General features: G+C 65.4%; 21 protein-coding genes and 1 tRNA gene. 15 read left to right on the top strand and 7 right to left on the bottom strand.

All coding sequences use genetic code 11. From position 1 onward, the window contains the following. The first annotated feature begins 198 nt into the window (after positions 1-198). Positions 199-3,081, top strand: coding sequence for an Ig-like domain-containing protein (locus Q9K02_RS06120; protein WP_305932088.1), 2,883 nt, complete (start codon positions 199-201; stop codon positions 3,079-3,081). 107 nt (positions 3,082-3,188) lie between these two features. Here Q9K02_RS06120 and Q9K02_RS06115 read toward each other — a convergent pair whose 3' ends face one another. The 3 genes from Q9K02_RS06115 to Q9K02_RS06105 form a co-directional block, all read right to left on the bottom strand. Further along, positions 3,189-5,354, bottom strand: a complete 2,166-nt coding sequence (locus Q9K02_RS06115) for a hypothetical protein (RefSeq protein WP_305932087.1) — start codon at positions 5,352-5,354, stop codon at positions 3,189-3,191. 229 nt (positions 5,355-5,583) lie between these two features. After that, positions 5,584-6,327 carry an anti-sigma factor gene (locus Q9K02_RS06110; protein WP_305932086.1) on the bottom strand — a complete coding sequence of 248 codons (744 nt, stop codon included), beginning with the start codon at positions 6,325-6,327 and terminating at the stop codon, positions 5,584-5,586. After that, positions 6,320-6,838, bottom strand: coding sequence for a sigma-70 family RNA polymerase sigma factor (locus Q9K02_RS06105; RefSeq protein WP_305932085.1), 519 nt, complete (start codon positions 6,836-6,838; stop codon positions 6,320-6,322). Before Q9K02_RS06105 ends, Q9K02_RS06110 begins: the two co-directional genes overlap by 8 nt. A 221-nt stretch (positions 6,839-7,059) precedes the next feature. Here Q9K02_RS06105 and Q9K02_RS06100 point away from each other — a divergent pair, with 221 nt between their 5' ends. Next, entirely contained in the window at positions 7,060-8,847 is a 1,788-nt protein-coding gene (locus Q9K02_RS06100; RefSeq protein ID WP_305932084.1) for a DEAD/DEAH box helicase, read from the top strand. Positions 8,848-8,862: 15 nt separating this feature from the next. Here the strand turns inward: Q9K02_RS06100 and Q9K02_RS06095 are convergent, their stop codons facing one another. Next, a complete protein-coding gene (locus Q9K02_RS06095; protein ID WP_305932083.1) occupies positions 8,863-9,690 on the bottom strand; it encodes a universal stress protein in 828 nt (275 codons plus the stop codon). A gap of 120 nt (positions 9,691-9,810) precedes the next feature. On the opposite strand from Q9K02_RS06095, the gene Q9K02_RS06090 reads away from it, so the two are divergent. Continuing rightward, the gene (locus Q9K02_RS06090; RefSeq protein WP_305932082.1) at positions 9,811-10,515 is read left to right on the top strand and encodes a CDGSH iron-sulfur domain-containing protein; all 705 of its coding nucleotides are present in this window, start codon (positions 9,811-9,813) and stop codon (positions 10,513-10,515) included. Positions 10,516-10,561: 46 nt separating this feature from the next. Next, positions 10,562-11,299 (top strand): EcsC family protein, encoded by a 738-nt coding sequence (locus Q9K02_RS06085; RefSeq protein WP_305932081.1) that lies wholly within the window; start codon positions 10,562-10,564, stop codon positions 11,297-11,299. Positions 11,300-11,317: 18 nt separating this feature from the next. Here the strand turns inward: Q9K02_RS06085 and uvrC are convergent, their stop codons facing one another. Then, the gene (gene uvrC / locus Q9K02_RS06080; protein ID WP_305932080.1) at positions 11,318-13,276 is read right to left on the bottom strand and encodes an excinuclease ABC subunit UvrC; all 1,959 of its coding nucleotides are present in this window, start codon (positions 13,274-13,276) and stop codon (positions 11,318-11,320) included. Between the two features lie 64 nt (positions 13,277-13,340). Here uvrC and Q9K02_RS06075 point away from each other — a divergent pair, with 64 nt between their 5' ends. From Q9K02_RS06075 to Q9K02_RS06060, 4 genes are all read left to right on the top strand, one after another. Continuing rightward, positions 13,341-14,624 carry an APC family permease gene (locus Q9K02_RS06075; protein WP_305932079.1) on the top strand — a complete coding sequence of 428 codons (1,284 nt, stop codon included), beginning with the start codon at positions 13,341-13,343 and terminating at the stop codon, positions 14,622-14,624. Position 14,625: 1 nt separating this feature from the next. Next, positions 14,626-15,798 carry a BaiN/RdsA family NAD(P)/FAD-dependent oxidoreductase gene (locus Q9K02_RS06070; RefSeq protein WP_305932078.1) on the top strand — a complete coding sequence of 391 codons (1,173 nt, stop codon included), beginning with the start codon at positions 14,626-14,628 and terminating at the stop codon, positions 15,796-15,798. A 157-nt stretch (positions 15,799-15,955) separates the two neighbouring features. Then, entirely contained in the window at positions 15,956-17,569 is a 1,614-nt protein-coding gene (locus Q9K02_RS06065; RefSeq protein WP_305932077.1) for a WS/DGAT/MGAT family O-acyltransferase, read from the top strand. After that, positions 17,566-18,357: an esterase/lipase family protein gene (locus Q9K02_RS06060; RefSeq protein WP_305932076.1), complete on the top strand. Its 792-nt coding sequence runs from the start codon at positions 17,566-17,568 to the stop codon at positions 18,355-18,357. Before Q9K02_RS06065 ends, Q9K02_RS06060 begins: the two co-directional genes overlap by 4 nt. A gap of 4 nt (positions 18,358-18,361) precedes the next feature. Here Q9K02_RS06060 and Q9K02_RS06055 read toward each other — a convergent pair whose 3' ends face one another. Further along, the gene (locus Q9K02_RS06055) at positions 18,362-21,085 is read right to left on the bottom strand and encodes a TonB-dependent receptor (protein WP_305932075.1); all 2,724 of its coding nucleotides are present in this window, start codon (positions 21,083-21,085) and stop codon (positions 18,362-18,364) included. Between the two features lie 232 nt (positions 21,086-21,317). On the opposite strand from Q9K02_RS06055, the gene infA reads away from it, so the two are divergent. The 5 genes from infA (at position 21,318) to Q9K02_RS06030 (ending at position 23,457) form a co-directional block, all read left to right on the top strand. After that, complete coding sequence (infA, locus tag Q9K02_RS06050) at positions 21,318-21,575, top strand: translation initiation factor IF-1 (RefSeq protein ID WP_011413465.1); 258 nt, start codon at positions 21,318-21,320, stop codon at positions 21,573-21,575. 6 nt (positions 21,576-21,581) lie between these two features. Further along, a complete protein-coding gene (locus Q9K02_RS06045) occupies positions 21,582-22,157 on the top strand; it encodes a Maf family protein (RefSeq protein ID WP_305932074.1) in 576 nt (191 codons plus the stop codon). After that, positions 22,150-23,112: a ribonuclease E/G gene (locus Q9K02_RS06040; RefSeq protein WP_305932073.1), complete on the top strand. Its 963-nt coding sequence runs from the start codon at positions 22,150-22,152 to the stop codon at positions 23,110-23,112. The genes Q9K02_RS06045 and Q9K02_RS06040 overlap by 8 nt, the downstream gene beginning before the upstream one ends. After that, positions 23,105-23,293, top strand: a complete 189-nt coding sequence (gene yacG / locus Q9K02_RS06035; protein WP_305932072.1) for a DNA gyrase inhibitor YacG — start codon at positions 23,105-23,107, stop codon at positions 23,291-23,293. Before Q9K02_RS06040 ends, yacG begins: the two co-directional genes overlap by 8 nt. A gap of 89 nt (positions 23,294-23,382) precedes the next feature. Beyond that, positions 23,383-23,457, top strand: a tRNA-Phe gene (locus tag Q9K02_RS06030). 5 nt (positions 23,458-23,462) lie between these two features. On the opposite strand, the gene Q9K02_RS06025 is transcribed toward Q9K02_RS06030, so the two are convergent. After that, entirely contained in the window at positions 23,463-24,383 is a 921-nt protein-coding gene (locus Q9K02_RS06025) for a phosphoenolpyruvate carboxykinase (ATP) (RefSeq protein ID WP_305932071.1), read from the bottom strand. Positions 24,384-24,443: 60 nt separating this feature from the next. On the opposite strand from Q9K02_RS06025, the gene wrbA reads away from it, so the two are divergent. Further along, on the top strand, positions 24,444-25,046 hold the full coding sequence (wrbA, locus tag Q9K02_RS06020) for an NAD(P)H:quinone oxidoreductase (protein WP_305932070.1): 603 nt from the start codon (positions 24,444-24,446) through the stop codon (positions 25,044-25,046). Between the two features lie 38 nt (positions 25,047-25,084). After that, positions 25,085-26,389: a cation:proton antiporter gene (locus Q9K02_RS06015; protein WP_305932069.1), complete on the top strand. Its 1,305-nt coding sequence runs from the start codon at positions 25,085-25,087 to the stop codon at positions 26,387-26,389. Positions 26,390-26,498: the final 109 nt, after the last annotated feature.

Genomic DNA, 26,498 nt, shown 5'->3' with positions numbered 1-26,498 from the left:
GAAGTTAGCACTGGGCGGGGATGTAGGAAAACCGAGCAAATCGGCGCCCACGTGCAGGTACGAAAAATTAACCACACTCGCGCCTAAAATCTTAACCATCAAACCGCGAAATCCCTTGATTCTGCGGTTTTTGCGTAGTCCTTCGTTTACCTTTGCGTCGTAGAGCGGCAAGCCTGATCAACTATTCGGGCCCCGTCCATGTCGGAAATCGTAGCTTCGCGTTTTACCTATCTCGAACGCACCACTTCGGCCTATCGCACTTCGCAGATCGAGCCCGACGCCCCCGCTACATGGGGTGGCTACGACCTGATCGCGGCCGCCACGCTGCTCGGCAAACAGTCTGCCGGCCTTCAGGTGCCGACACTTCCCTCTTTGGAAATTTACGAGATCCAGGGCGCAGGCCACGTATCCGCTCATGTCGGCGCGACGGTTTCGACCCAGGGTATCATCACCGCCATCGACCGCGGCGGCTTCTGGCTACAATCGGCCGTGGGCGATGGCGACAGTGCCACCTCGGACGCAATCTTCATTCGCCATTCTGTCGCCGGTGTAGCCGTCGGCGATGCGATCACAGTCACCGGTGTCGTGGGTGAGCAGGCGCGCGGAGCGGGCCTGACCATAACGGAGATTACCGCACAGACGGTCAATGTGCACAGCCATGGCAACGCTCTCCCCGAGGCAATCCTGATCGGTGCCAACGGCATTCTTCCGCCGACCTCGGTTATCGAGGACGACTCGCTCGGTTCCTTCGATCCGGAGACCGACGGCCTGGATTTCTGGGAATCGCTCGAAGGCATGCGCGTGACGCTGGAAACGCCGCAGGCGATTTCCAACACCAACAGCTATGGCGAGACCTATCTCGTCGCTTCGCATGGCATCGGCGCGACCGGCATGACCATTCGCGGCGGACTTGCCATCGCCGAAGGCGACTGGAACCCCGAGCAGATCCAGCTCGACGACCGGCTCTACGACCAGCCTTACCTTACTGTGGGAGACCAACTGGCAAGCGTCACCGGCATCCTCGGCTATGGCTACAATCACTACGAGCTGGTTGCGACCGAGCGCGCCGTCGTTACGCGTGATGCCACCCTCACTCGCGAGACCGCAGATTTCGGGGGCGATGCCAATCACCTGACCGTCGCGACGTACGATCTGTCGAACCTCGACCCCTACGATGCACGCTTCGCTTCGGTCGCCAACGACATCGTAAACCGGCTCCAGTCCCCCGATGTCATCGCCGTCCAGCGCGTGCAGGATGCCGATGGCCAAGGCACCGGAACCGATCTGTCGGGCCATGCGACCGCCGACCGCCTGATCGAAGCGATCTTCCAGCAAACCGGCGTGCGATACGTCTATGTCGAGATCGCGCCGGACGAGATCAATTCGACCGCCGGGCAGGAAAACGGCAATGTCCGCAACGGCTATCTCTACCGGCCCGATCGCGTGGAACTGGTCGAAGGGAGCCTGCAGGTCATCGACCACGCAATCTTCGACGGCACGCGCAGCCCGCTGGTGGCGACCTGGAGTTTCAATGGCGAGGAAGTAACGACGATCAACGTCCACTTCACCACGCGATATGGCAGCGACCCGCTGTGGGGCGCAGTACAAGATCCGTACCATGCGGGCACGATCATGCGGACCAACCAGATTGCCGCGGTAGACGAATATATCGAAGCGATGCTGGCTGCCGATCCGGACGCCAACGTCATGCTCACCGGTAGTTTCGGTGGTTATACGTGGGAAGCAGCGCAGCGACAGCTGACCGACGACGGCTTGCTGACCAATCTCACGAACTGGCTCGACGCAGGCGACCGCTATACCTCCATCGTCGATGGCAATACGCAGCAATTGCACCACACACTGCTGAGCGGTGGGCTGCTCTCACGCGCCGAGTACGATATCGTCCATCTCAACTCGGAGTTCGCTGGCCTCGGCCGAAATTCGGCCAACGATCCGCAAGTCACGCGCTTCTATATTCCGAATGCGCCGGATAACCTGCGCCTCGCCGGTAGCAGCGTGGTAGAGAACGCAGCCGCTGGTACGGTGGTCGGACGGCTCGTGGCCGACGACACGCTCGGCGATCGGCTGACTTACGAACTGCTCGACGATGCCGGGGGCCTGTTCGCGATCAACGCAGCGACCGGCGTCATCACGACCACCGCTCCCTTGAATTTCGAAGAGCTGGCGCAGTACAGCCTCGAAGGCCGCGTGACGGACACGGCAGGTTTGAGCACCTCGGGCAGCTTCACCGTGTCGGTACTCGACACGCACGAGGCACCGGTCGCGGCTAACGATAGCCTCTCGGTCGTCGAGGGCGGAGTCGCGAACGATCTTGCCGCACTTCTGCTCGGCAATGATGCGGATCCGGACGGCGGTGCCTTGCGAATCCTGTCGGTCGATACGGACGGAACGACCGGCAGGGTGGAATTCGATCCCGAGACCCAAAGCCTGCGCTATTTCGCGCGTGGCGGGGCGATCGACGAGCTTGCTCAGGGCGAAAGCCTGCTCGACACCTTCACCTATACCGTTGTCGACGCGAATGGCGCGACCCATACCGCACGCGTGACAATCACCGTCGATGGCGCGGTGGATGGCGTGACCCTGTATGGCGGGAACGGCAATGATGTGCTGCACGGCAGCGAAGGCGACGATTTTCTCTACGGCGGCAACGGCACCGATACCCTGATCGGCTACGGCGGCGACGATTGGCTGGAGGGTGGCCGCGGCAACGACATCCTGACCGGCGGCGAGGGTTCGGATATCTTCGTTGTCGAGAAGGCCGGAGGCCACGACTTCGTCACTGATTTCGATATTCATGAAGACATGATCCACGACCGTGACGATCTGGGCCTGAAAGCCTGGTGGCTCGAGGATTACGACAACGACGGCACGCTCGATCTTACGCTGATGTTCAACAAGGGCGCGAAGATCACCCTCGCCAATGTCTGGGACATGGTTTTCCAGGGACAGGATGGCGCGGATGTCGATGCGCTGGTGGACCAGATCGCCTTCTACCACATGACCGATGCCGGCCTGGCCGGCTTCGACAATCTGGGTGCCGTCAGCGAATTTACCGTCTGAGCGCGCTGCGCTCCATCTATCTTACAAACGAAAAAGGGGCGGAGCGCTTTTCGCGCCCCGCCCCTCCCTGCTGGTCCGCAGGGAAGCTTGCGGACCGGACCTGGGGCTTACCAGGAAGCCTGGAAGCCGGCCCGGGCGCCTACCTCGCCGGAGTCGAAGCCTACGCCGACGCCGCCGGTGAACACCGTGCTGTCGCTGATGCGGTAGCCGAAGCTGGCCGAGCCCGCGACGCGTTCGTTGAAGTAGCCGAAGCCGCCGGCCACGCCGAAGGTCTTGCCGGGCATGATGATCGGCGATTCCATCGCCAGAGCCAGCGCGACGCCTTCATTGGCGCGGCGGGCCTGGGTGTTGTTCTCGTCCGCCAGGTCGAACAGGATGCTCGTCTGGTTCTGGAGGTCCGAGATCGCCGCCGAATTGGCCGCGATGGCGCCGGTGTTGTTGGCGATCAGCATCGAGTTGGTCATGATCGCCGCCGAGTTGGCCTGCACGTCGCTGAAGCTGGCAAGATTGCTCAAGCCGTTGGCGCTGCTGACACCGAGGGTGCCGTTGGCGTCCGCAGTGACGAAAGCGATCGGGCCGACCTGCGAACCGCTGCTCGCATCGAGTGAGGCGACGACGACCTGGCCATCGTTCGTGGCGGTCGCGCCGTTACCGATGGCGACCGAGTTCGCACCCGAGGCGACGGCTTCGTTACCCATGGCGACTGCGCCGTCGCCGCTTGCTGCGGCTGCTTCACCGACTGCGACCGAGCGCACGCCCGATGCATTGGCGAGGTGGCCCAGCGCGGTGGCGCGTTCGGCCCCGGCGCTCGACTGCCAGCCATAGGCGGTTGCGCCCGGACCGGTGGCAACACTCTCGCCGCCGACTGCAGTGGTCGAGTTGCCCATCGCCATGGCGGTGTCGCCGATGGCCAGTGCGTCGATACCGTTGGCGACAGCCTCGTTACCGATGGCGGTGCTGAAGTCGGTCTGCGCATCGGCATTCTCGCCGACCGCTACCGAGCGGACACCCTGCGCCGTGGCGAGGTGGCCGACAGCCGTGGCACGCTCTGCTCCGGCAACCGACTGCCAACCGAAAGCGCTAGCGCCCGGACCGGTGGCGACGCTCTCGCCGCCGATGGCCGAGGTCGAGTTACCCGTCGCCATTGCATCGGCACCAAGTGCCAAAGCGTCGACACCATCGGCTACCGAACCGTCGCCGTCGCCGTCGCCGTCGCTACCGATGGAAATCGCTCCGACGCCGCGCGCTTCAGCGTCGCCCCCAAGGGCAATGCCGGCATCGTCGGTCGCCAGCGCGCCGAATGCGCCGCCGTCGGTGTTGCCGCCGATGGCGATGCCGCCGCGGCCCTGGGCCGCGGCCGCTTCACCCACGGCTACCGAAGCGAAGCCGTCGGACGTGGCGAGGTGACCCAGCGCGGTAGAGCGTTCCGCATTGGCGCGGGCCTGCCAGCCATAGGCCGAGGCACCCGGACCGGTCGCGACGCTCTCGCCGCCGACAGCAGTCGTGGAGTTGCCCATCGCCATGGCGGTGTCGCCCACTGCCAGCGCGTCGATGCCGTTGGCGATCGATTCATTGCCGATGGCTGTGCTGAAATCGGTCTGCGCGTCGGCATTCTCGCCGATGGCGGTGGAGCGTTCGCCCTGTGCCGTGGCGAGGTGGCCCAGCGCGGTGGCACGCTCTGCGGTGGCTTCGGCGCGCCAGCCGAAGGCGCTTGCGCCCGGACCGGTGGCGATGCTTTCACCGCCGACGGCCGAGGTCGAGTTGCCCATCGCCATCGCGCTATCACCGACTGCGAGAGCATCGATGCCGTTGGCTACCGATTCGTTGCCGATCGCCGTGCTGAAATCGGACTGCGCGTCGGCATTCTCGCCGACTGCGGTCGAACGTTCGCCTTGCGCGGTGGCAAGGTGGCCGACAGCCGTGGCGCGCTCGCCGGTCGCTGCCGAACGCCAACCGATGGCGCTGGCGCCCGGACCTTCGGCAAATGCTTCGCCGCCGATCGCCGTGGTGGACGGGCCGCGAGCCGTGGCGGGCGCGGTACCTTCGTCGTCGCTGCCGACAGCAACGGCATCGGTGCCGTCTGCAATCGCGCCGGTACCGACGGCAACGCCGCCGTCGCCGGTCGTGGTCGCATCGGTGCCGCATTCGGTCGAGTTGGTGTTCGCGTCGTTGCATTCGGGCGTTTCGTCGGCCTGTGCCGACGTTGCCATCGCGAACATCGCAGTGCCGGCGAGCAGCGCGGCTGCCAGGCGGGTGTTGGTTGTCTTGATCATATGCTTTCTTCCTATTCGGACCAGAAAGCCGATCTGCGCGGGTCATCCCCTCCCACAGCGGACGGCGATCACCATCCGGGCTGCGCGAAGACCTGCGGGTCTCGGCTGCCGTCCCGACCGGGACAGCGCGCGCAGCTACCCGGACGGTGCACGATCGGATGCACCGTCAATGAACAAAGTTTTCAGATAAACGGTAAGTGGTTGTTTCTTAGAGAAAGAAACTGAAGCGTCAGACCCTGTCGAGCGCGCCGGCAATAAGGATCGGCGGTGTCGGAGCCTCATGCGGAACGCCCGTGTCCTCTTCGAACGTGACCGCTAGCGTAGAACCTGCCACCAGCAGCTCGGCCTCGCGTGCCGAGAGATCGCGCGCGAAGCTGCCGCTTTGCGGGATCGATCCAAGCGAGACCGGTGCGCCGCCTTCGGGAATGACCCACAGTTCGGGCGCCTGGCCCTCGCCCGCCGTAAAGCCGTCGATCGATAGCGAGAGGCGCCGGTTCTGCGGATCGACCACACCTGCAAGCCTGCGGCCGGCCTCCTCGTCCTGCAATTGCGCGACGAACTGCTCGCTGGGCGCGAGTGCGACATCGGGCGGCAGCGTTTCGACCGTTTCGGGCGTGGAAAGGAACAGCACTAGCGCGGCAGCCGCCGCACCCAGCCCCGCAATCGCCGTCGCGATGCTCCAGCCAGAAGGTCCGCGCGACGGCTCCGGCATAGTCGCAACATCCGCCGGCGTATCCGCATCGAGCCGCGCTTCGATCCCGGTCCAGACGGACGGCGAAGGCAGCATCCGACCGGCGGCCTCACCCATCGCACCCAGTCGGCGTTCCCACCACGCCACGGCTTCGGCGAAATTCGCATCGCTCAGCATGGAGCGCTGCGCTGCGCTGCGCTCGTCGCCCTCGAGCACGCCGAGAGCATATTCGCCTGCGCGGACGAAGGGATCGTCTTCCACAATGGCGGTATCGTCAGCCACCGAGGCACCCTTTCAGCCCGGCAAGCCCGCGCCTGATCCAGCTCTTCATCGTGCCGAGCGGCACGTTGACCTTCTCCGCCAGTTCCGAATGCGAATAGCCTTCGAAAAACGCCAGCTTGATCGACCGGCGATGGTCGCCCTGCAATTCCTCGAGACATCGGGCGAGCGCGCGATTGTCTTCCATGTCGCACAGCCATTCGTCGGCCGGCTTGATGTCGTCGTCTTCCACCTCTGGCAGCGTGTCGCCCGCCAGTTCCTCCCCGCGCGCACTGCGGCGCAAATCGTTGAGAGCCGTGTTGCGGGCGATCGCGCAAAGCCATGTGATCGGGCTGCCCTTGGCCGGGTCGAAGCGACCGGCGCGTTTCCAGACCTTGACGTAAACGTCCTGCAGCAGGTCTTCGGCGCGCTCGCGCTCTCGCACGATCCGCACGATGGTGGCGAACAGCTTGGCGGACGTCATTTCGTAGACGGTATGAAGCGCGGGCCGGTCGCCCCTGGCGACCCCCGACATGGCATCCAACAATTGTGCGCGCCTGTCGATTAGGCTGGCTCCCCTTGATCCGGCCGAAACTGTTTGAGTCCAAGGGCTTTGTCAACAACCGAAGCACGCCTTCGCACTTGCACAAAAAACCACAAGCCAAACGCGTCACTTTGCGCTATAGGGTCCGCACTACCCGCGCGCCCAGAGCCGTGCCTCCTTGCACCGCAGCGCCGGACAACGCACGAGATTCCATGTCCTTCGAAACCCTTCCGCCGGTGATCGGCGATGCGCTCGCCGCACGCGGCTATGATGCGCCCACTTCCGTCCAGGCTGCCGTCATCGAACCTGAGGCCAAGGGCCGCGACCTCATCGTTTCGGCGCAGACCGGCAGCGGCAAGACCGTCGCCTTCGGGCTCGCGCTGGCAGACGAGTTGCTGACCGAACTGGGCGGCACGCCGCTGGCCGAAAAGCCCCTCGCCCTCGTCATCGCACCCACACGCGAGCTGGCGCTGCAGGTCAGCCGCGAGCTCGGCTGGCTCTATGCAGGCGCAGGGCTGCGCATCGCGACCTGCGTCGGCGGGATGGATGCGAGCAAGGAGCGGCGCAATCTGCGCGGCGGCCCGGCAATCGTCGTCGGCACGCCGGGGCGCCTGCGCGACCATATCGAGCGCGGCGCGCTGGACCTCTCCGGCCTGATCGGCGTGGTCCTCGACGAGGCGGACGAGATGCTCGACATGGGCTTTCGCGAGGACCTGGAAGAGATCCTCGACGCGACGCCCGATGCGCGGCGCACGCTGCTGTTCTCGGCCACCATGCCGCGCCAGATCGAGCGGCTGGCCGAACGCTACCAGCGCAATGCGCTGCGCCTCTCCCTCGTCGGCGAAGAGCGCGGTCATGGCGACATCGCCTACCAGGCGATCACCGTCGGCCCGTCCGAAATCGAGAATGCGGTGGTGAACCTGCTGCGCTTTCACGAGGCCGAGACGGCCATCGCCTTCTGCGCCACGCGCGAGAGCGTGCGGCGGCTCCACGCCACCCTGCAGAACCGCGGCTTCGGCGTCGTGGCGCTGTCCGGCGAGCATTCGCAGAGCGAGCGCAACAGTGCGCTGCAAGCGCTGCGCGATGGCCGCGCGCGCGTATGCGTCGCGACCGACGTGGCGGCGCGCGGTATCGACCTGCCGAGCCTCTCCCTCGTCATCCATGTCGAGATCCCGCGCGACTCGGAGACGCTCCAGCACCGCTCGGGCCGGACGGGGCGCGCCGGGCGCAAGGGCACCGCGGCCATCGTAGTCCCCTATAACCGCCGTCGCCGGGTCGAAGGCATGCTGCGCGGTGCAGGGATCGACGCGCAATGGATGGATGCGCCGACCCCGCAGGCGATCCGCAAGAAGGATCGCACACGCCTGATCGAAGCGATCACCGAACCGCGCGAATTCGAGGACGACGACCGCGAGATCGCCGCCGACATCATGAGCCGGATGAGCCCGGAGGACATTGCCGCCGCGCTGGTCCATGCTCACCGCGCGGACCTGCCCGCGCCCGAGGAGTTGCTCGCCAACACCCCCGAAGCGCGCGAGAAGTCGAAGGCCGAAAAGCACCGCCCCGGCTTCGAGGATGTGGTGTGGTTCAAGATGGATATCGGCCGCCGCCACAATGCCGAACCGCGCTGGATCCTCCCGCTGATCTGCCGCCGCGGGCATATCACCCGCAACGAAATCGGCGCGATCCGCATCGGCCAGCACGAAAGCTGGTTCCAGGTGCCGCGCGCCGTCGCCGCCAAGTTCGCCGACGCCGTGGCCCGCACCGCCTCTCCCGACGACGAGCAGGATGCCATCGCCATCGTCGAGTCGCCGGAGGGGCCCCGCGTGGAGGCGCGCCAGAACCGCAAGCATGGCGGAGCAAAAGTCCAAGCCCGCCCGATGGGCAAGCGGGATCACGGCGGTCCGGGCAAACGCCCCGGCGGCAAGCCTCCCTTCAAGAAGGGCAAGCCGGGCGCTGGCAAACCCTTCAAGGGCAAACGCAAGCCTGCGAAAGGCTAAGCTGACCGCCCACGCTCAGTGCGTGAGCAGGAGCGGCACCGTCACATCGCCCAGCATGGCGCGGGTCGTTCCGCCGAAGATCCGCTCGGCAAGTCGGGTGCGGCCATAGGCGCCCATCACGATCAGCCCGACCTTGCGCGCTTCTGCGGCCTTGCGCAGCGCGGCGTCGACACCGTCCTCGTCCTCGCCGATCTCGACCATCTCGCAAGCGATGCCGTGGCGCGAGAGGTAGTCCGCTCCGGCGACCGGAGGCAAATCCGGCAAGCTGCCCGCGCGTCCCTTGCGCGACTTCTCCTTTGCGGTTGCCAGATAGACGTGGCTCGCCTGGCGCAGGAAGGGCACCGAGGCTTTCAGCGCATGGCTCGCTTCCGCCGATCCGTCCCAGGCGACCAGCACCGGTGCGCCCACTTCGAAACGCTGGCAATTCGCCGGCAGCACCAGCACCGGGCAATCGGCGGTCACCGCCAGCTCTCCGGCGGTGAAAGACGCACCTTTCGCATTGGTGCGCGGTTCCTGCGCGCCGACCACGACGAGATCGTTGAGCGAGGACGCGTGTAGCAGCGCGAGGGCCGTCGGCCCGGCGGCATCGACCCAGTCCCACGCGACGCCCTCGTTGGCCATGTCCTTCTGCGTCGTTTCCTTCAGCGCAGCCGCCTGCTCGCGCCAGACCGGCACCATCGCGGCAAAAGCGGCGCCGTAGGGATCGACTGCGCCCGCGGCCTCGTAAGGTATCGCGTGCAATAGGGTGAGATGCGCGTCGAACGCACGCGTAATGTCGAGCACCGAGTCGAGGCGCCTCGAAAAGCCCTCGTCGCCGGTGGCGTTGAACAGGATGGATTTCATGGCGTGTCTCCCCTGCAGGTGGTTGCCGGGACAACACTATACACTATCCGGACCTCGTTCCTTGATCTGGCGCAAATCCGGCGCGCGGAACCGTCGGGTCTGCAGAGGGATTGATCTGCCATGGCAGAAGGCAAAAGCAGCGAACCCGTCATCACCGTGACGAAAGACGGACCTTACGAGGTCGAAGGCCGTGTGCCGTTTATCGAACAAAGCATCGCGGTGAACGAGGCCGGGGAATCGCTCGAATGGGCGCAGACCGGCGAGTTCGAAAGCAAGGACACGATGTACCTGTGCCGCTGCGGCAAGAGCGGCAACAAGCCCTTCTGCGACAACAGTCACAAGCGCGAGGGCTTCGACGGCAAGGAGGTCGCCGACCGCGCGCCTTATGCCGAACAGGCCGAGGTGCTCGACGGACCGCGCTTCAAGTTGATGGACCAGGAGGATCTGTGCGCCCTCGCCCGCTTCTGCGACACGCACCAGACAGTATGGGACGAGGTCGAGAAGACCGACGATCCGGAAGTCGCCGCCATCTTCCTCGACCAGATCAAGAACTGCGTTTCCGGCCGCCTCGTCGCCATCGACACGCAGACCGGCGAGCCGGTCGATGCGCCCCGCCCCATGCGCATCAGCACCACGCAGGACCCGGCCGAGGAGTGCTCCGGCCCGCTCTATGTCGAAGGCGGCATTCGCGTGCTGAGCGCCGACGGCGAGGAATACGAACGCCGCGCCCGGATGGCGCTGTGTCGCTGCGGCCAGAGCGGTAACAAGCCCTTCTGCGACGGCACGCATACCAAGATCGGCTGGAGCGACGGTAACCCCGCATAACGCAAGGCGAATTGGAACGGGCGGGCTCGCCGGCCATTGCCCGTGTATGGACATCCAACGCGAGCAGCGGAAATTCCGCCAGAGCAAGCCGTCGCGCCTCGGCAGGGGCATCGAACGGCTCACCCACCCCTTGGGCAAGACCCTCGCCGATCTGGTGCCGAAGCGCGCGGTCGAGATGATTTTAAACGGTCTCGATCGGGCGGTCGACGCGCCGCAGTTGGTCCGCTTCGATCATGACCCCAAAGATATGGACGCGGCCCATCGGGCTGCCGAGAAGGTCACCCGCGCGGCGCGCAGCGTCAGCGCGACGACCGGCGCGGCGGCGGGCCTTGGCGGCGCATTATCGATGAGCGCCGATATCCCCGCCACCATCGCCATCGCCTTGCGGGTCATCCGCGATACGGGCCGCGCCTATGGTTTCGAAGGCCAAGGCGAAGCGGAGAAGCTGTTCCGCCTCCAGATTCTCGAACTCGCCGCGCTGAACGATCCCGAGCAGCGCAAGGCCCGCATCGCCGATCTCGAACAGGGTATCGGCGGCGAAGGCCAGCTGGTTCATGCAGACCATGAGCACATCACGCCCATCATCGATCAAGTGGTCGAGCGTATCAGCCGCGCACTTGCCTTTGCCTCCGTCCGCAACCGCATCGGCATGGTCGTGCCGCTGGTCGGATCGGTGGTCGGCGGGATCGTCAATTCCTCGTTCCAGAACGACGTCGGCAAAGCCGCCCGCTTCGCCTTCCAGGCCCGCCGCCTGCGCGCGGAAGAGGGCGTTATCGAGGGCTGATCGGGCGAGGAGCCTGTCCTACCCTCCCGCGTGGTAGAAATCGTAGATCTTCTGCGCGACCGCCTCGCTGATGCCGGGCGCGCGTTTCAGGTCGTCGAGCGCGGCTGCCCTCACCTTGCCTGCCGTGCCGAAGTGCAGCAGCAGCGCACGTTTACGGCTGGGGCCGATGCCGGGAATTTCGTCCAGCGGGCTGGCGGTGATGGCGCGGCTGCGCTTGGCGCGGTGGGCACCGATGGCGTAGCGGTGGACTTCGTCGCGCAGGGTCTGGAGATAGAATAGCAACGGCGAATTGACCGGCAGCGTCTTCTCGCGCCCGTCGGGGAAGTGGAACACCTCGCGCCCCTCGCGGCCGTGGTGCGGTCCCTTGGCGATGGCGATCAGCGGCAAATCCTCGATCCCCATTTCCGCCAGCGTATCGCGCACGCTCGACATTTGGCCCTTGCCCCCGTCGATCAGGACGAGGTCGGGCCAGACGGTCTCGTGGCTGTTCTTCTTCCCCTCTTCGCCGTCCGGGTTCTCGGCGAGATTGCGGAAGCGGCGGCTCATCACCTCGCGCATCATGCCGAAATCGTCGTTGGTCTGCGCGGACTTGATGTTGAACTTGCGGTACTGGCCCTTCTCGAAGCCTTCCGGCCCGGCGACGACCATCGCGCCCAGCGCCTTGTCGCCCTGGATATGGCTGTTGTCGTAGACCTCGATGCGCTGCGGCACGTCCTCCAGCTCTAGGAATTCGGCTAGCTCGCGCTGGATCTTTGCCTTCGCGCCGCTTTCCGCCTGTCGCCGCTCCAGTGCCTCGACCGCATTGCGCGTCGCCTGCTGCAACAGCTTGCGCCGCGTGCCGCGCTGGGGGATCGAAATGGCGACGGCATGCCCGGCCTTCTCGCACAGCGCCTCGGCGATCAAGTCCTGCTCGGGCAACTCGCGATCGACGAGGATTGTCTTGGGCGGCGGCACCTCTTCGTAGAATTGCAGGAGCACATCGGCGAGTACCTCCGCCTCTTCCACATCGCCGGTGTTGCGCGGGAAGATCGCGCGGTGGCCCCAGTTCTGCCCGCCGCGGATGAAGAAGGCCTGCACGCCCATGTGGCCGCCCTTGGCGGCCAGCGCGAAGACATCCGCATCGCCGACGCCGCTGGCGTTGATCGCCTGGCTGCCCTGGATGAAGGTCGCCGCGCGCAGCCGGTCGCGCAGGATGGCGGCCGTTTCGAAGTCGAGATCCTCCGCCGCCTTCGCCATCTGCTTTTCGAGGTCGGATTGCACCGCGCTGGACTTGCCGCCGAGGAAATCCTTCGCCTCCCGCACCAGCGATGCATAGCCCGCCTCGTCGATCCGGCCGACGCAGGGCGCGGAGCAGCGCTTGATCTGGTAGAGCAGGCAGGGCCGGTCGCGATTGTTGAAGAAGCTGTCGGTGCAGCTCCTGAGTAGAAACAGCTTCTGCAGCGCGTTCAGCGTCTTGTTCACGCTGCCCGCGCTGGCGAAGGGGCCATAGTAATTACCCTTGGCCCGCCGCGCGCCGCGATGCTTCTGGATACGCGGATAGGCATGGTCGGCGCGCAGCAGGATAAAGGGGAAGCTCTTGTCGTCGCGCAGCAGCACGTTGAACGGGGGGCGATAGCGCTTGATCAGCTGCGCTTCGAGCAACAGCGCCTCGGCCTCGGAGTTCGTGACTACGATCTCCATCCGGCGGCACTGGCTCACCATCCGCTGCAACCGGTTGGTGAGCGCCTTGACCTGCGTGTAATTCGCCACCCGCGCCCTCAGGCTGCGCGCCTTGCCGACATAGAGCACGTCGCCCCGCGCATCGAGCATGCGGTAGACGCCGGGGCGGGGCTTCAGCGTCTTCACCGTTTCGCGGATCGCGGTGAGGCCGGCTTCCAGATCGGGCTGAGCGCTGGCGACGGTATAAGTCGCGCGTTCCTCGTGGAAACGCTCCTTGCCTCTCGGGTCATGGGGGGAACCGGCTTTCGTGCGCGACATGGGTGGCAGATAGTGCGCGCACTCCGCTTGTGCAAAGCCGCGTTTGCCGCCATCCCCACCCGCCATGGACGGCAAACACATCGCACCGCCGCGCACGGTCGGCTTCTGGGGGACGGCGCTGTTCCCGCTCAACGGGATGATCGGGGCCGGCATCTTTGCCCTGCCCGCCGTGCTGGTGGCGGCGGTCGGCAACTTCGCGCCGTGGATGATGCTGGTGGGCGGCGTGCTCTTCCTGCCGCTGGCCCTGTGCTACGCCTGGATGAGCGCGCGGTTCGAGCATAGCGGCGGATCGGTGCTCTATGGCGAGGCGGCGTTCGGGCGCTTCGTCGGCTTTCAAGCCGGCTGGGCGCGCTATGTCAGCGCGATCGTCACCGCGGCGGCGAACATGCATGTCATGGTCGCCTATCTCGCAGTGGTATTCCCGGGGCTGGACGGGCCGGTGGCTGCGCCGGTCGCAGTGGCGGTCGGCCTGGCGATCATTACCGCGATCAATCTTTACGGTATGCGCGCTTCGGTCGGGACGCTGGGCGTCATGACCGCGATCAAGCTGGTGCCGCTCGCCGCGCTAGTTGTTTCAGCCTTCTTCGCCGGAGGAGAACTGGGCGCTGTCGCCCTGCCCGAGTTCAGCCAGGTAGAAACCGTGATCCTGCTCACCTTCTACGCCTTCATCGGCTTCGAGGGCGTGATCGAGGCGGCGGGCGAGTTCAAAAACCCAAAGCGCGATGTGCCGCTGTCGATCGTCACCATGGTGAGCGGGGTGACGCTGATCTACATGGCGGTGATCTGGGCCTTCATCCTGATCGGCCCCGAATTCGCGGGCGAGAACAATGCGCTGGCCGGCTCCGCGGAGGCGGCGATGGGCCAGATCGGCTCGCTCGCCATCGTGATCGCGGCCAGCTTCAGTATCGGCGCGAACAATTTCGCCAGCGGCGTCGCCCAGCCGCGGCTGATGTACGGCATGGCGCGGCGCGGCATGCTGCCGAGCTGGTTCGCCTATGTGCACCCACGCTTCCTCACGCCGTTCAACGCCATCCTGTTCTACGGCGTGGCGGCCATCCTGTTCGGGCTGTGGGAGGGCTTTACCGTGCTGGCCGTGGCGGGCACGTTGATCCGGCTTGTGACCTATATCGTCACGAGCTGTGCCCTCCCCGTGCTGGAGCATCGCGAGGGGCGGATCGTGCCACTGCATCTCGCCTGCGTGATCTTCGCGGTCGGTAGTTCGCTGTTCATCGCGAGCCAGACCGCGCTACAGGCGTGGCTGGTGCTCGGCGGTATATTGGTGGTCGGCGCGGTGCTGTATTTCCTCGCCGCGCGGCAACAGCCGGACTACGCGCTCGACGAGGGCTGACATGGCGGAGCGTTACGATGTAATCGTGCTTGGCGCAGGGGCCGCCGGGCTGATGTGCGCCGCGCGCGCGGGCCAGCGGGGCAAGCGCGTGCTGGTGCTCGAACGCGCGGAGAAGCCGGGGAAGAAAATCCTGATCTCCGGCGGCGGGCGGTGCAATTTCACCAATATCGGTTCGGGTCCGGCGAATTACCTGTCGCAGAACCCGCATTTCGCGAAGAGCGCGCTGGCCCGATACACGGCGCGCGATTTCCTCGAGCTGGTCGAGAGTTACGGGATCGCCTGGCACGAGAAAACGCTCGGCCAGCTATTCTGCGACGGGTCGGCCAAGCAGATCGTGGCAATGCTGTCGGAGGAATGCGCGAAAGGCGACGCGGATGTGCGCTGCGGCGAGGAGGTCGCCTCGGTCGAGCATGACGGCGATTTCACCGTTGCGACGCAGACTGCAACTTACACAGCACCCGCCCTCGTCATCGCCACCGGCGGGCCGTCGATTCCGAAGATGGGCGCGACCGGTTTCGCTTACGACCTCGCACGACAGTTCGGGCTCAAGGTGGTCGAGCCGCGCCCCGCCCTCGTCCCGCTGACGCTCGGCGGCGAAGAAGTGCTGTTTCGAGAAATTTCGGGTGTCTCCGCGCCGGTCGTCGCGAGCGCGGGCAAGGCCAGCTTCCCCGAAGCCGCCCTGTTCACTCATCGCGGCCTGTCCGGACCGTCAATCCTGCAGGCGAGCAGCTACTGGTCGCCGGGCGAGCCGGTGGTCGTGAACTTCCTGCCCGGCCACGCCGATGGCTGGCTGCTCGACGCGAAGCGCGAAATGCCTCGCGCCACGCTCAAATCGCTGCTCCGCGATGCCCTGCCAGACCGATTGGCAGACATCCTCTCCGAAAAGCTGGGCATATCGACCGAGCTCGGCAATGCGCCCGACAAGGAACTGCGCGCCGCGGAAGACCGCCTGCGTCGCTGGGAATTCCGGCCCAACGGCACCGAGGGCTTCGCCAAGGCGGAGGTCACCGTCGGCGGCATTTCGACCGCCGAACTTTCCAGCAAGACCATGGAGGCAAAGCGAATTCCCGGCCTCTACGCCATCGGCGAAGCGGTCGACGTCACCGGCTGGCTGGGCGGCTACAATTTCCAATGGGCCTGGGCGAGCGGGGTCGCGGCTGGCGAGGCTCTGTAAGGTTCCGCCGTTAGGGAAGGCATTGACGGGCGCGGCAAGTTGACCGGAACCGCAGATTCGCTAGCTTCGGATGTGACGGATCCGTGAAAACACGGGCCGCGCAGGGGATGCCGCCACACGCTCGCAACGGGTCTGGGGTGGTGCAGAAAGGAACGACATGCGCCAACTCCAGGGCATGGATGCGAGCTTCGTCGCGCTGGAAACGCGCAATTCGCCGATGCACATCGGCTCGATCCTGATCTACAACCCTGAGACCGCGCCCGGCGGCTTCGTCCGCTTCAAGGACATCCTGAGCTTCTTCGAAAGCCGCATGCAGCTCAGCCGCACGATCCGCCAGCGGCTGGTGCGCGTGCCCTTTGACCTCGACTATCCTTACTGGATCGAGGACCCGGATTTCGACCTCGAATATCACGTCCGCCATATCGCCCTGCCCAAGCCGGGCGACTGGCGGCAGCTGTGCATCCAGGCCGCCCGCATTTTTTCGCGCCCGCTCGATCTGAAACGACCCCCGTGGGAGTTCACCGTGGTCGAAGGGCTGGATAACATCGAAGGCGTTGCGAAAGGCAGCTACGCCATGGTGACCAAGGTCCACCACGCTGCGATCGACGGAATGAGCGGGGTGGATTTGCTGGAGGCGATGCACACTCTCGATCCCAACGAACCACCACCCAACAGTCTCGACGAATGGCAACCGGAGAAGGTGCCCAATCCCGTCGAACTGCTCGGCAAGAGCTATTTCAACGCGATCACCAATCCGATGAAGCAGCTGGAGGTCGCGGCGAAGGCTGCCCCTGGCCTCGCCAAGGCTCTGAAGGGCATGGTCGCCAAGGAATTCGACCTCTCGCGCGAGATGATCGCGCCCAAGACGCGCTTCAACCGCAAGATTTCGGGCCACCGCGTGGTCGAAGGGCGCAGCGTGCCGCTCGCCGATATCAAGATGATCCGGCAGGCGGTCGATGGCGCGAAGGTAAACGACGTGTTTCTCGCCATCGTCGGCGGCGCGATGCGCAAATACCTGCTTGCAAAGGACGACCTGCCCAAGAAGACGCTCACCGCCATGGCCCCGATTTCGGTCCGCACAAAGGACGAAAAAGGCGACATGGGCAACCAGGTCGCCGCGATGGTCGCGCCGCTGGGTACGCATATCGAGGAACCGCTGGAGCGGCTGCAATATTGCCACGACCGCACGAAGAATTCCAAAGCGATGACCGAGGCGATGGGCGCGCGCAACATGACCGAGGCGAGCAAGGTCAGCCCGGCCCTGTGGATGAGCCTCGGCGCGCAGCTCTATACCCGCCTCGGGCTCGCCAATCGAGGCGTCGGGCCGATCTTCTCGACCGTGGTGACCAATGTGCCCGGTCCGCCGGTGCCGATCTATTCCTGCGGCTCGCGGCTGGAAAGCCAGATGGGCCTCGTGTGCCTGACCGACGGCATGGGCCTGGGCCACGTCGTCCAAAGTTATACCGACGAAGCGACGATCAGCTTCACCGCCTGCCGCGAACTGCTGCCCGATCCCGATTTCTACATCGAATGCATCGTCGAAAGCTTCGAGGAACTGCGCGATGCGGCGAAGGCGGCGGCGGAAGCACCGGCGAAGGAGCCCACTGCCAAGAAATCTGCGCCTAAGAAAGGCGCGACAACGACCAAAAAGCCTGTCGCGAAGAAGCAGGCTGTACGCAAAACACCCGCCAAACCGGCGAAGGGAGGCACGAAACAGGCCACCAGCCGTTCGAAGGCCACCCGTAAAGGGAAAGGATCACAAACATCTTGACTACCGCAACTGCCGAGACGGCAACCGAAGCGCGCCCGCCGCACACGCTGCTTGCCCTGACCGAGCCGAGCCGAGCCATGGGCGAATTCGCCAGCTTCCTGGCGCTGCGCCCGCTGCTCAAGCGGCTGCCGAAAGGCGACGGGCATGGCGTGCTGGTGCTGCCCGGCTTCATGGCGTCGGATGCCTCGACGCGGCCCTTGCGCGCGATGCTGGAGCGGCTCGGCTACAATGCGGTCGGCTGGAACCTCGGTCGCAATTTGCGGGTCGACAATGCCCGCATCGAAGCGATGATGGCCTGCGTCGACGAAATCCACGATCGCACTGGCGACAAGATTTCGATCGTCGGCTGGAGCCTCGGCGGGGTCTTCGCGCGCGAGCTGGCCAAGCTGGCACCCGAAAAGGTCCGCATGGTCATCAGCCTCGGCAGCCCGATCAGCGACGATCGCAACCACACCAATGCGCGGCGGCTGTTCGAACTCCTCAACGGACGCGAACCCGAACCGATGCAGACCGGCAATTTCCGCGACCTCGCCAAGGCGCCGCCGGTGCCGACCACGTCGATCCTGTCCAAGGGCGATGGCGTGGTCCACTGGCGCGGGTCGGTCCAGGCGGCCGATCACGAGTGCTGCGAGAATATCGAGGTGATCGCCAGCCATATCGGCCTCGGCGTCAATCCGGCGGTGGTCTATGCCATCGCCGACCGCCTCGCCCAGCCCGAAGGCGAGTGGCACAAATTCAGCCCGCGCGGCATCGCCAACATCGCCTTCCCGCGCTCGCGGCTGCACTGACGCGCTAGAACGCCTTCCGGACGTCGATGCCGAGATAGCGCCCGGTCGGGTCGATCCGCAGCGGGTCGTAAGCATCTGGCACGACGCCGTCCTCGTCCACCACGCGGCGGCGCGCATCGAAGATGTTGTCGGCCTTGAGCGAGACCCGCAGGCCCTTGAGCCAGCCGTCGTCCTTGTCGAACACCTCGCCGAGATCGGCGAATAGCCGTAGGTCGAGGGTCGCAAGATCGTCGAAGAACAGATCGCTTGAGCCCGGAAGTCCGCTGCCGTTGAGCCGCGCCTTTCCGGTGTATCGGCCCGACAACCGCAAGCCGTAGCCCTGCCAGAACAGGCCACCCTCCAGCCGCGCGGAGTTCGCGGCAATTGCGCCGCCCCCCAGCACATCGCCAGCCAGCTGGTCGAACAGCGGGCCGCCGTCTGCCAGTAAGATGTCGTTCTCCAGCGTACGATCGAAATTGACACTGAAGAAATAGCGCGGCCGCTTGTCCTCGTCGCCGCCGCCGCGGCTGAAAGGGTTCATCCCCCCGCGCCGTCCGCCACCCCGGCGGGCCTGACCTTCCGTTTGTGCGCCATCGGCAGAACACATCCGCTCGCGCAGTGCCTTGAGCCGCTCGGGGTCGATTTCTCCATCCTCGTTCCTTAGGCGGGCCAGCATCGTCTCCGGCAAGCCATCCAGCTGGGGCGGATCGGCGCAAATGGCCGTGCGCATGGCGGCGAACCTTTCACCGCGCTGCTCGGCGCCCTCTCCGCAGAAACGCTCGCGCGCAGCGGCGATCTTCTCGGGATCGGGGTTGCCGCTGTCGTCCAGCAAGCGTGCGCGGAACTGTTCGGGGATTTGCGACAGGTCGGGGATCTCGCCTTGCGGCACTCCGCAGAAGGCCTTGCGCATCGCATCCATGCGCGCCGGGTCGAAGCCGCCACGCGCGCCTGCCCCGCCCCGCTGCGCATCACGCTCCGCTCCGCGCTCAGGCCGCTCGGGCGCCTTGCCGATCTGGCCGCGCGCGTTGAACCCGATCGACAGGATACGGCTGCGCGTTTCGAACAAGGTAATCGGCCGGCGATCGATCGCCAGCAGGTCGCCGCCAGCATCGCGCGTTACGCGGTCGGGAAAAGCTTCCTCGAAGGCCGCGCTGAACCCCGGCGTAGAGGTGACATCGTTCGAGCGATTAATCCCGTATTCCAAGTTCAGCCGCGCATCCTCCCAGAACGGCAGGCGCCAATTGCCGGAGAACTTCCAGTCCGATTGCGTTTCCGCGACGAGGTTGGGATTTCCGCCGGTAACCAAGGTGACCAACTCGGTCGCCCCGCTGGCATAGTCGAACACCGGCACGTTGAACTCGTCAATCCGCGGGCTGCCGAGATTAGTCAGGCTCGGCGCGACTTCGCGGCGGAAATAGGTCGCGCCCAGCGTCAGATTCTCGAACGGCCGCCAGGTTGCTCCTGCCGTCCAGTCGGTCAGCACGCCGAAATCGGACAGTTCGTCGATTCCTGCTGAAAGGTTCAGGCTGAGATCGCCGATGGCTCCCAGCGCTCCGTCGCGTTCGGCGATGGGTACGGCGAGATTGATGCCGCCGTCGACCCGCCTACGGGTGAGCGATAGATCCGTATCGGAGCGTGTGTCGGCGCTCTCGAGCCGCGTCCAGTCGAGACCCGCATCCAGCGTCACGGCCACGTCGCCCGCCGGAAGTGCGATGGGATAGCCGGTCAGGGTGGCGTTGTTGGTGATACTGTACGTCCTGCTGTCGGCGATATCGAAACCGGACGAATCGAAGCGGTCGATCTGCGTTTCGCCATCCGTAAACACGGCGTCGGAGATGAAATTGGCTTTCCAGTCGCCGAATGCGGAATTGAAGGTCCCGCCGAGCGAGATCGTGTCGGTTTCGCTACGCCGTTCGAGCGGTGTCAGCCCATCGTTCGCCAGCCCGGACAGACTACGGCTGCGGTCGCGGTTGAGGGTGGCGTTCAAGCTGATGGAATCGCCGCTCTCCATGAAGGCGCGCGCGTAGTTCGCCGTCAGCTCGCCACTCCAGGTGTCGGACACCAGCGAGCGGAAAGGTGCCTCGTCTTCGCGCCCTTCGATGGCGAGCCCGCGCTCCGCCTCGGTGAGCAGGCTGCGATCCTCGACTTCGGCATTGAAGTTGACCCGAGCTTTCTCGCCGATCCGCAGATAGGTGAGTTCCTGCTCGTTGTAGGAATAGCCGCCGCGCGAAGGCTGCTCGTACTCGACCTCTGCAGTGACGCTCTGAAAATTCGGCTTCAGGATGATGTTCACCACCCGCTGGTCGGGGGAATAGCCGAAGCGCTGGGCCACTTCCTCGGGGAAAACCTCGATCTTGGCGACAGACTCCGGCGGATAGGAGCGGAATTCGCGCCAGCTAGACACGCGGATCCCATTGATCAGGAAAACCGGGCGTCCGCCGCCGCGGCTGCCACGGGCTCCGCTACTGGTGGCAGGCTGGATCGCCTCGATGATGTCGGCGATCGAACCGCCGCCGAAAGCGGCGATATCTTCTTCGTCATATTCGGCGATGGGCGGCTGATCCACGATCAGCTGGCCGCGAATGCGCGTACTGGTGACGACGATCGTGTCGTCGTCGTACTCCGGCTCGTCGGACTCTTGCGCGTCGGCAGCGGGCTCCTGCGCTATCTCCGCCGCTTCTTGTGCGAGGCCAGTATTCGCCGAGACAAGCGCGGCGAGCGAGACGGTAATTGCAAGGCAATGCTTCAAGGGATCAGCTTTCGTATTTCGATATAACCGCCCCTCTCCTCCGTCAGTGTAGGAAACCCTTCAACGTTACAACAGGTGATGACGTATCGGATTGTAACCGGTCGAAGCGCATCCCACATTGGTCGGACAGCGCCCCGCGGCGCGGCGAGAGCGCCGAGGCTTCCCTTTTCGCAGGCTTGCCGCTACAGGGCGCGACCACGAAACTTCACCTAGACACGGATAGACAGACTGCATGGCCAAAGAAGAACTCCTCGAAATGCGCGGCAAGGTGGTCGAGCTGCTGCCGAACGCGATGTTCCGGGTAGAGCTCGAAAACGGCCATGAGGTGCTTGGGCACACTGCCGGCAAGATGCGCAAGAACCGCATCCGCGTGCTCGTGGGCGACGAAGTGCTGTGCGAACTGACGCCGTACGACCTGACCAAGGCGCGCATCACCTATCGCTTCATGCCCGGCCGTGGCGGCCCGGGCCAGGGCCCCGGCCCGCAGTAAGCGCGCGTGAGCTCGCCACGGCTCATTCTCGCATCGGCAAGTCCCCGCAGGCGCGAACTGATAGCGCGCCTCGGCGTGACTCCCGATGCCATCGCTCCCGCCGATATCGACGAGACGCCGCGCAAGGCCGAACTGCCGCGCGACTATGCCAGGCGCATGGCGCGCGAGAAGGCCGAAGCGGCCGCATTGGATGATGGCTTCGTGCTGGCGGGCGACACGGTCGTGGCGGCCGGTCGCCGCATCCTGCCCAAGGCCGAAGACGAGGCGACTGCGCGCCGATGCCTCGAACTTCTCTCCGGCCGCCGTCACCGCGTCCTATCGGCCATTGCGCTGCGCGACCCCGACGGCACGATGCGCGAGCGGTTGAGCGAGACCTTAGTAATGTTTAAGCGCCTGTCGACGCAAGAGATCGACGCCTACCTCGCCAGCGGCGAGTGGGACGGCAAGGCGGGCGGATACGCCATTCAGGGCATGGCCGAAGGGCTCATCAGCCGTATCCAGGGGAGCCACTCTGGCGTAGTCGGCCTGCCGCTCTACGAAACGCGCGCATTGCTGAAAGCGGCGGGGTTCGACATTGCCTGACACCAGGCCGGAGTGGTTTGTCGAGCATGGCATTAGCGAGACGCGCGCGCTCTTAGTGGAGGGCGACACCCCTCGGGCTGCGAAAATGCGCTGGCCGGGGGAACTTGCGCCCGGCGAGACCTTCGACGGAAAACTCCTCCGCAAGTCTGGATCGCGCGGTCTAGCGCTGCATCCGTCGGGCCGCGAGCTACTTGTCGATCGGCTGCCGCGCGATACGAGCGAAGGCGCAACCATCCCTCTTGTGATTACGCGCGCCGCCATCACCGAACGCGGTCGCTTCAAGCTGGCGGCTGCTCGCCCGAGGGCGGCGACATCCGCATCGGCGGACAGTCCGATAGATGGCGCAACACCTGTCCGCAGTTTCCCCGGCAGAGCGTGGGAGGACATCTGGCACGCCGCATCTTCCGGCGAAGTCGAATTCTCGGGCGGTTCGCTGCTCTTCGCCGTCACGCCAGCGATGACGCTGATCGACATCGACGGGGACCTGTCACCGCGAGAGCTTGCGCTGGCTGCCGTGCCGGAAATCGCGCGTTGGCTGCCGCTGTTCGATCTCGGCGGGTCCATTGGCATCGACTTCCCGACACTCGAAGCCAAAAAGGACCGCAAGGCAATCGATGCGGCGCTTGAGCAAGCCCTCGCGAACTGGCCGCACGAGCGCACCGCCATGAACGGCTTCGGCTTCGTCCACATCGTCGCGCGGCTCGAAGGCCCCTCGCTGCTCAATCGTTTTGCCACTTCGCGCGTGGGAATGGCCGCGCGTATGGCGCTGCGTCGGGCGGAAATGGTCGAGGGGCCGGGTGCGACTTTGCTGACGGTCCACCCCGCGCTGAAAGTCAAGCTCAAACCCGAATGGCTCGCGGAACTCGAACGCCGCACCGGTCGCCCGACGCGCGTCGAAACCGATCCCGGTCTTGCGATCGAGGCGGCGCAGGCCCAGATCGTGCCGCATGACTAAGCCCGCCAAGCCCTGCCCGATCTGCAAGAAAGCCCGCATCGAGGAATTCAGCCCGTTCTGCTCCAGCCGCTGCCGCGACCGCGACCTCTCGCAATGGTTTGGCGACGGCTATAGTGTGGCAGGCCGCCCCGCCCTGCCGGAAGAAATCGCGGCAGCGGTGACGGGCGCACAGGAAGACTGAATTCCCCCCTTGCCAAGGCGCGCCAGCTTCGCCATAGGCGCGCTCTCATTGCTCGCAGGGCCTCAGCGGTCCTCTTGCCGAAGCGGTGTGCCCGGGTAGCTCAGTGGTAGAGCAGACGATTGAAAATCGTCGTGTCGGTGGTTCGACTCCGCCCCTGGGCACCACTTCGCTACCCGAGCGATTTCAGCATTTCCGTGACTGCATTCACGCTCTCGCCTAGCGCTGCCAGATCGCGCGGGCGGGTCAGGCGATAGACCGGGGCCTGCGCTGCGATCTTGGCCGCGATCGCCCCCTGCTCGGCCCATAAGCCCATCTCCTCCAGCGCTTCGGGCCGGTAGATCGTCCCGGCGAGCACCGCCGCCAGCGCCGTGCCACCGGTCAGCTGATCCAGCGCGGGTTCGCTTCCACTTTGGAGCACCACGATCGCGTCGAGCGGCATGGCGCCCCCGCCCGCATGGTGCGCGGGGACCCGGCAGTGAAACTTGTCGTCGCGCAGCCAGTCCCGCACGATGATCCGGTCCCGCCAGCCGAGATGGTCGATCGCTTGGCTCCATAGCTTCAAGCGGCTGCTCGACGGGTAGATTAGCGCAGTGCCCTCGCCCGGTGCCGCACGGCTGAGATCGTCTGCCACCAGCGTCGCGCCGCTGGCGATCATCGCCGCCGCCATGGTGCTCTTGCCCTCACCCGCCTCGCCGCAGAAAAGCACGCACCGCCCGTCCAGCTCGACGGCGCTGCCATGCCACATCGCCTGCCCGCGCTGGTAGCCGAGCAGGCCCCAGGCGCTGCCGAGGGTGAAAAGCTGCAACTCGCGCGGATCGGCGCTGAGCGAGGGATGCAGCAGGATGCGCCGCCCCTCCTGCACCTGCCAGCCGCCAACACCTTCAATGGCGAAGCGCACGCCGTCAATATCGGTGGCGGTGCCGCCATCGGTCGGGCAGTCGGGACATCGTTCGTCGGACGTGACTATGGCGACATCCGGCTCGCCCTCATCTTCGGTGCGAAAGGCTTTCCATGCCTCGAGCTCGATCTGCGAGCCCACGAGCAGGCCGGAATGGCGATAACGCCACGGCAGGACTGGCCCGTCCGTCATGCGGAACCCCTGCCCGCGCCACACGCTTTGACCATCGAACCGAACAAAAAGGAATCCCTCATGACCCGCATCCTCGTGCTCTATTATTCGTCCTACGGCCACACTGCCAAGATGGCAGAAGCGATTGCCGAGGGCGTGCGCGAAACGGGCGCCGAGGCCGTGGTGCGGCACGTGCCCGAAACCGCGCCGCAGGAGGTGGTGGAAAGCGCAGGCTTCCAGCAGATGGAAGGCCACACCTGCATCGGTGGGCCGGAGGAGCTGGCCGAGTACGACGGCATCATCGTCGGCAGCCCCACCCGCTACGGCCGGATGAGCAGTCAGATGGCAGCCTTCTGGGACCAGACCGGCGGTCTGTGGCAGAAGGGCGCGCTGATCGGCAAGGTCGGCGCGGGCTTTACCTCGACCGCGAGCCAGCATGGCGGGCAGGAAACGACGCTGTGGTCGATCCTAAACAATCTGCTGCACATGGGCATGACGGTGGTCGGTCTCGATTACGGTTTCGAAGGACTGGTCGGCGTCGACGAGGTCAAGGGCGGCGCGCCCTATGGTGCCACCACGATCGCCGATGGCGACGGATCGCGCCAGCCGAGCAAAGTCGAACTCGATGGCGCGCGCTATCTTGGCAGGCGCGTAGCTAACACGGCAGCGAAACTTTGCGGCTGAGGGTTGTGCTGGCGTGATGCCGCGCTAACCCCTCCGGGATGCACGAGACAGCCAGCAGCGCGCTATCCGCCTTTGAACTCGCCGCGATCCTGGTGGTCGCCTCTGCCCTGCTCGGCTGGCTCAACCATCATTTCATCAAGCTGCCGCATATCATCGGCCTGACCGTGATGGGCGCGCTGGCGGCGATCGTGCTGACCGCGGTCGATGCGGTGGTACCAGGCATTACGCTGGACGACTGGGTAACCGAGACGCTCCAGCAGTTGAACTTCACCGAAACACTGCTGCAGGGGATGCTCAGCTTCCTGCTGTTCGCCGGTGCCCTGCATGTCGATCTCGACCGGCTGAAGGTCGCCTGGCTGCCGGTCCTGCTGCTGTCCACCGTGGGCGTGCTGATTTCGACCGTGCTGGTCGGGCTCGCCATGTGGGGCGTAGGCATGCTGCTCTCCCTGCCTATCGCGCCGATCTGGTATTTCGTTTTCGGCGCGCTGATCGCCCCGACCGATCCGGTGTCGGTGCTCGGCGTGCTGAAGGAAGAGAACGTCCCCGCATCGCTCCAGAGCGCAGTTGCGGGCGAAAGCCTGTTCAACGACGGCGTGGGCATCGTGGTCTTCATCATCCTGTTGGGCGCGGCGGTGAGCGGCAATGACTTCTCCCTGTCCGAAGGTGCACGGCTGTTCGCGATCGAGGCGGGCGGCGGGATACTGGTGGGGCTGGTGTTCGGCTGGGTCGGCTATCGCGCGCTCGCCAGCATGGACGAGTACACGCTGGAGGTGTTGATCACGCTGGCCGTGGTGATGGGCGGCTATGCGCTGTGTTCCTATCTCCACATCTCCGGCCCGCTGGCGATGGCGGTGGCCGGGCTGCTGATCGGCAACCAGGGGGTTACCTACGCCATGAGCGACGTGACCCGCGACTATGTGATCAAGTTCTGGGAGCTGGTGGACGAATTGCTTAATTCCGTCCTGTTCCTGCTCATCGGGCTGGAAATGATCGTGCTGACCGTCGGCTTCGACGAAGCGGCGCTGGCGCTGGTCGCCATTCCGATCACCTTGGCGGCTCGGGCAATCGGCATTTTGGTCTCGACCAAGGCCATTCCCGCCGCGCGCTTGCAGGACAAGGGCGCGGGCCGCGTGCTGTGGTGGGGCGGATTGCGCGGCGGTATTTCGATCGCACTCGCCCTCTCACTGCCGCCCGGCGAAACGCGCGACCTGATCCTCGCCGCAACTTTCGCCGCAGTGTTGTTCAGCGTCCTCGTCCAGCGCGCTACGCTCGGCCGGTTAATCGAGAAGCTGAAGCGCGATCATGCCCCCGCGGTCGAGGATGACGCCCCTACGGTCCACTGATTGCTTTAGCCGTACCGCTTCTGTATGCGGCTTGCCGAACGCCCCGGGCAGCGGTCGCATCCGATTCCGCCACCGGGGCGCAGGCTTTTGAAGCGCGAAGGAACAGCTG

It is taken from the genome of Qipengyuania profundimaris (assembly GCF_030717945.1).
GTDB classification, from domain to species: domain Bacteria; phylum Pseudomonadota; class Alphaproteobacteria; order Sphingomonadales; family Sphingomonadaceae; genus Qipengyuania; species Qipengyuania profundimaris.
The sequence above is the reverse complement of the archived record's forward strand: the minus strand, read 5'-3'. Positions and strand labels throughout refer to the sequence as shown.

Excerpts from the sequence above, each read along its gene's own strand:
- Q9K02_RS06120 (WP_305932088.1), top strand. The coding sequence starts at position 199 with ATGTCGGAAATCGTAGCTTCGCGTTTTACCTATCTCGAACGCACCACT.
- Q9K02_RS06115 (WP_305932087.1), bottom strand. The coding sequence starts at position 5,354 with ATGATCAAGACAACCAACACCCGCCTGGCAGCCGCGCTGCTCGCCGGC.
- Q9K02_RS06105 (WP_305932085.1), bottom strand. The coding sequence starts at position 6,838 with ATGTCGGGGGTCGCCAGGGGCGACCGGCCCGCGCTTCATACCGTCTAC.
- Q9K02_RS06100 (WP_305932084.1), top strand. The coding sequence starts at position 7,060 with ATGTCCTTCGAAACCCTTCCGCCGGTGATCGGCGATGCGCTCGCCGCA.
- Q9K02_RS06095 (WP_305932083.1), bottom strand. The coding sequence starts at position 9,690 with ATGAAATCCATCCTGTTCAACGCCACCGGCGACGAGGGCTTTTCGAGG.
- Q9K02_RS06090 (WP_305932082.1), top strand. The coding sequence starts at position 9,811 with ATGGCAGAAGGCAAAAGCAGCGAACCCGTCATCACCGTGACGAAAGAC.
- Q9K02_RS06085 (WP_305932081.1), top strand. The coding sequence starts at position 10,562 with ATGGACATCCAACGCGAGCAGCGGAAATTCCGCCAGAGCAAGCCGTCG.
- uvrC (WP_305932080.1), bottom strand. The coding sequence starts at position 13,276 with ATGTCGCGCACGAAAGCCGGTTCCCCCCATGACCCGAGAGGCAAGGAG.
- Q9K02_RS06075 (WP_305932079.1), top strand. The coding sequence starts at position 13,341 with ATGGACGGCAAACACATCGCACCGCCGCGCACGGTCGGCTTCTGGGGG.
- Q9K02_RS06070 (WP_305932078.1), top strand. The coding sequence starts at position 14,626 with ATGGCGGAGCGTTACGATGTAATCGTGCTTGGCGCAGGGGCCGCCGGG.
- Q9K02_RS06065 (WP_305932077.1), top strand. The coding sequence starts at position 15,956 with ATGCGCCAACTCCAGGGCATGGATGCGAGCTTCGTCGCGCTGGAAACG.
- infA (WP_011413465.1), top strand. The coding sequence starts at position 21,318 with ATGGCCAAAGAAGAACTCCTCGAAATGCGCGGCAAGGTGGTCGAGCTG.
- yacG (WP_305932072.1), top strand. The coding sequence starts at position 23,105 with ATGACTAAGCCCGCCAAGCCCTGCCCGATCTGCAAGAAAGCCCGCATC.
- Q9K02_RS06025 (WP_305932071.1), bottom strand. The coding sequence starts at position 24,383 with ATGACGGACGGGCCAGTCCTGCCGTGGCGTTATCGCCATTCCGGCCTG.
- wrbA (WP_305932070.1), top strand. The coding sequence starts at position 24,444 with ATGACCCGCATCCTCGTGCTCTATTATTCGTCCTACGGCCACACTGCC.
- Q9K02_RS06015 (WP_305932069.1), top strand. The coding sequence starts at position 25,085 with ATGCACGAGACAGCCAGCAGCGCGCTATCCGCCTTTGAACTCGCCGCG.